Source organism: Bradyrhizobium genomosp. III (assembly GCF_000261705.1).
GTDB classification, from domain to species: Bacteria; Pseudomonadota; Alphaproteobacteria; order Rhizobiales; family Xanthobacteraceae; genus Bradyrhizobium; species Bradyrhizobium ottawaense.
Map to the genome: position 1 here is coordinate 1 of NZ_AJQF01000561.1, position 3,916 is coordinate 3,916.

The 3,916-nt window shown below is 58.9% G+C and carries 3 protein-coding genes and 2 pseudogenes; 1 reads left to right on the top strand and 4 read right to left on the bottom strand.

Going from position 1 to position 3,916, the window contains the following annotated elements; translation table 11 throughout:
- Positions 1-302 precede the first annotated feature (302 nt).
- The 4 genes and pseudogenes from IC66_RS44850 to IC66_RS44855 form a co-directional block, all read right to left on the bottom strand.
- Positions 303-458, bottom strand: coding sequence for an NAD(P)-binding domain-containing protein (locus IC66_RS44850; protein WP_018269530.1), 156 nt, complete (start codon positions 456-458; stop codon positions 303-305).
- A 15-nt stretch (positions 459-473) separates the two neighbouring features.
- A pseudogene (locus IC66_RS0141980) lies at positions 474-1,212 on the bottom strand (IS6 family transposase).
- 227 nt (positions 1,213-1,439) lie between these two features.
- On the bottom strand, positions 1,440-2,573 hold the full coding sequence (locus IC66_RS0141985) for an FAD-dependent oxidoreductase (RefSeq protein ID WP_011090930.1): 1,134 nt from the start codon (positions 2,571-2,573) through the stop codon (positions 1,440-1,442).
- Positions 2,574-2,819: 246 nt separating this feature from the next.
- Positions 2,820-3,032, bottom strand: a complete 213-nt coding sequence (locus tag IC66_RS44855) for an aldehyde dehydrogenase family protein (protein ID WP_014498644.1) — start codon at positions 3,030-3,032, stop codon at positions 2,820-2,822.
- Positions 3,033-3,140: 108 nt separating this feature from the next.
- Between IC66_RS44855 and IC66_RS44860 the strand changes: the two are divergent.
- Positions 3,141-3,886: pseudogene (locus IC66_RS44860) on the top strand (helix-turn-helix domain-containing protein); the annotation flags it as partial.
- Between the last annotated feature and the right edge of the window lie 30 nt (positions 3,887-3,916).

Consider the following 3,916-nt stretch of genomic DNA (forward strand, 5'->3'; position numbering starts at 1 on the left):
CCATCTCCTCCGAGAAGGAAGATGGCCGACCCGGAGATATCCCGGTTCCCGTACAAGGAGCTTCCATACATGCCAGGGTCTACGACCACGCCGGGTTGGACGGGTGCTCGCGTTTGCGCACTCGCCCATATTGCCTTCCGCTCTTTGGACAGCGTCGGCTCCCGAGATAACACTGTTTCGCGGCTCAATGGCTGGCCTGCATGCTCCCCTACCGACGCTTCGCCGACACCCTCGCGGACGCCTGCGCACGGCTCGGGGCCGATGTGGTTCGCTACACCTTCATCGCAATGGACTTCCACCATCTATTCCTTGCCGGTCTCCCGGCGCACCCAAAGTAGTGATAGGGCTTCAATATCGCTGCGCGTGCGATTGTAGACGATGAGATGATGGCTAGCCTTTAGCAGGTTCCGCGCCATTGGCGCACCCATGTGGCCAAGCCCGATGAAGCCGAGGTCCATCGCAGGCATCGTCAACTAATCGATCGCCGAGCTGAAGGAGGCGAGTCTCAGAGGTCGAGAGTCGGCGATAGCGCTTGTCCTGGAGATCTCGCGCCAAGTCGCAAAGGCTCGTTCGCGCGAAGCTCGACGGAAGTCGGCCGTGACGGCTCCGGGATAGGGGATGTGGAAAAGGTTCGCGACCTGATCGTGAACTGACAGAAACCGTTGAGCCTGATGGGGACGATTTTAAACGCTTCATGATCCGCTCGCGTCGCCGCGTCGGCTGATGAGAATTCTCGGCCCGATTGTTGAGAGCTTTGTGCTGGCGATGTTCGACGTGAAAGCCCATCTTCGCCCTCGCAGCGCCGTACGAACGCAGCTTATCCGTGATCATCACGCGCGGCGGCGTGCCGGCGGATTTCAAGAGCTTCTTCATGAGCCGCTGGGCAGCGCGCGAGTCTCTCTTCGGCGCTGGATCAAGACGTCGAGAACGAAGCCATTCTGGTCGACAGCGCGCCAGAGCCAATGTTGTTCGCCCGCGATCGAGATAACGACCTCGTCCAGATGCCATTTGTCACCGCGGGTGGGAGCGCGCTCGACGGATCCGATCGGAGAACAGCTTGCCGAATTTCCGTCCCCCCTGGCGCACGGTTTCATAGGTCATGCCAATGCCACGCGCCGCCAGCATTTCCTTGACCAAGCGCAAGCTTAAGGGAAACCGGAAATACAACCACCGTTCATGATGAAGGATTTCGCACAAAACCCGAATGCGCAAGTGGCAGGACTGGCGATAGCAGGACCACTCCGAACACCGTCATCCATGGGCGGAGGTCAAAATCCATCCCTGCAACGAACCTGCTTGTCTTGTCATGCATTTCCCCTGTCGTGACATGCTTGTTGTCGGCCAAAATGCTACAGAGTTTACCTTCAGTCCACGGATGTGGCCGATCCACCGCGGTAGCGACGTCCGTCAAATTCCCATGTGACTTCGCCTGCTTCTAATCAGACGGGCGCAGCCAGAAACGCGTAGCCTTCACGAAGAAGGCCCATCGAATAGTCGCGGCCATGCTCCGGTTTGCGCTCTTCCCGGCAAATGGCGTATGCAATGTCGTATACGCGCCCGACTCTTTCTTCGCGGCGTCGGCAATAGGTCTTGAGCGCAGTCTCCAGATCGTCGTTGCGATTCAGTTCCTGGGCCAGAACCAGCGCATCCTCGATCGCCATTCCGCCGCCGGATGTCATTTGCGGCATCAACGAATGGGCAGCATCGCCGAGCAGCACGACACGGCCACGGTGCCAGGGGGCTGGCATCATCAAGACATCAAATGGGCGGTAGCTTATGTGCTTGTCTTCGCCGATCACCTTGGCAGCCGCGACCAGTTCGGGCGCCGTAAAGGGGGCGAGCAGGTTACGGAGATAGTCGCACACCCGATCTTGCGGAATACGAAGCTTTTCGTCCGTGCTTTCCAGGAAGAATAGATAGCACAATTCCTTCGATAGCGGCAGCGCGCCAACTACGCGGCCCGTCGGAAGGCGGTACAGGACGAAGCCATTCATCGCCTCGGTGCGAGAAACCGTATAACGCCATACCCCTTGGCCGGCGTAGTGCGGCTTGAACTCGTCGCCGAAGATGCTCTGGCGGATCTTGGAATAGACTCCATCCGCAGCGATCAGCAGATCGGCGCGATCTGTCTCGCCGTTCGATAGCTGAACCGTCACCCCTCGATCGTCCTGATCAATACGGGTGATCGTTGTGTTGAAATCGATTTTCGCGCCGCTCTTCGTCGCAAAGTCTTCCAGAATCTGTCCCAGACGTGGCCGCATGAGTCCCAGTGCGGCTGGACGATCAGCGTCCCAAATTCTTGGTGAGGACTGTTCGCTCAGAATCGTTCCCGCGCCATCGCGTACCGACACGGTATCCCAACCAAGGCCGCCTTCGAGGCAGGCATCCACCAATCCCAATTCGGCAAGTGCCCGCAAGGCATTCCCCAGCAGCGTGATACCGGTGCCGATCCGGTCACGCTTATCTCCCATCTCAATGACTCTGGTAGATACGCCTATCCGCTGAAGCGCATGGGCGACCGTCAAGCCGCCAATCCCGCCACCTACGATGAAAACCTTCTTCACCGCGCCCATTTCTCCTCCTCCACTTGTTGGTATCTTTTTTATTTCTTGGCGATCACCCCCCGGGGGCCGCCGCGTTCTATGAAAAGCATTGTATTCTGTAACCTACCAATCCTGCTCTCGCCGAGCACCACCAAGCGCAACACCGATCCCGCTTACATCCATTTCAATGACGTCGTCGGGCTCGATCCGCTCGTCCAAAGATCGGCACACGACTACCCATCGCGCGCTAGAGCGAGACCGCAATGTACTTTGGTTTCAAGGTATTCCTTGATGCCTTCGGTTCGAGCCTTCACGACCGAGGCCGCTTGCCTTGCTGCCACCGAAGGGCGCCGCCCGATCGGACGCAAGTCCTCTGTTCAGCGCGACCATGCCGCTCTGCATTTGCCCGGAAAGGCGCAAACCACGCTTCAGGTCCTCGGTGTAGACGTAGGAAATCGGCCCAAATTCGGTGTCGTTGGCCAACTTCACGGCGCGCGCCTCATCGTCGAAGGGTGTTCGCCGTCAGGACCTGTGAGACAAATTGAAGGATTTTGCGGAGGGAGGATTTCTGGTTCATCGTAGCCACCAGGAGCGAAGATGAAGCAGAAATCCGTACCGGGCAAAGTGCCGCAGAACAAGTTCTAAAAGACATTCTGCGACAAACCCGCCGGCATTATTCGTCGGAGGAGAAGATCCGCATTGTGCTGGAAGGATTGCGCGGCGAGGAAAATATCTCCGAGCTCTGTCGCCGCGAGGGCATTGCCGCCTCGATGTATTACGGCTGGTCCAAGGAGTTCCTCGAGGCCGGCAAGCGCCGCCTGGCGGGCGACACGGCACGAGCTGCGACCTCCGGCGAGGTGAAGGATCTCCGCCGGGAGACTGTTGCCCTGAAGGAGGCCGTAGCCGATCTGACCCTGGAGAACCGTCTGCTCAAAAATAGCATGAACGGGCTCTATAGGTGAATGCTCCGCATTCACCTGTCGGGTGAGAGAGGGGGAGGACGAGGCATGAGGTATCCCGCCTCTGAGAAGGCCGAGATCATCCAGCAGGTCGAGCAATCGCATCTTCCCGCCAAGCGCACGCTGGACAAGCTCGGTATCCCGCGCGCCACATTCTATCGCTGGTATGATCGCTACCGCGAGGGAGGCGTTGAAGCGCTGGCCGATCACCGGTCTCGACCAGACCGGGTCTGGAATCGCATCCCCGACGATGTGCGGGGTCAGATCATCGACCTGGCGTTGGAGTTGCCTGAGCTGTCGCCACGCGAGCTGGCCGTGCGGTTCACCGACGAACGAAAGTACTTTGTATCCGAGGCCTCGGTCTACCGGCTGCTGAAGGCAGAGCTGGCCCCGCAAATTCGGACAGTAGCTTGA

What these genes read in the sequence shown, in the direction of transcription:
- IC66_RS44850 (WP_018269530.1), bottom strand. Translation starts at nt 458, where the DNA reads ATGGACCTCGGCTTCATCGGGCTTGGCCACATGGGTGCGCCAATGGCG.
- IC66_RS0141985 (WP_011090930.1), bottom strand. Translation starts at nt 2,573, where the DNA reads ATGGGCGCGGTGAAGAAGGTTTTCATCGTAGGTGGCGGGATTGGCGGC.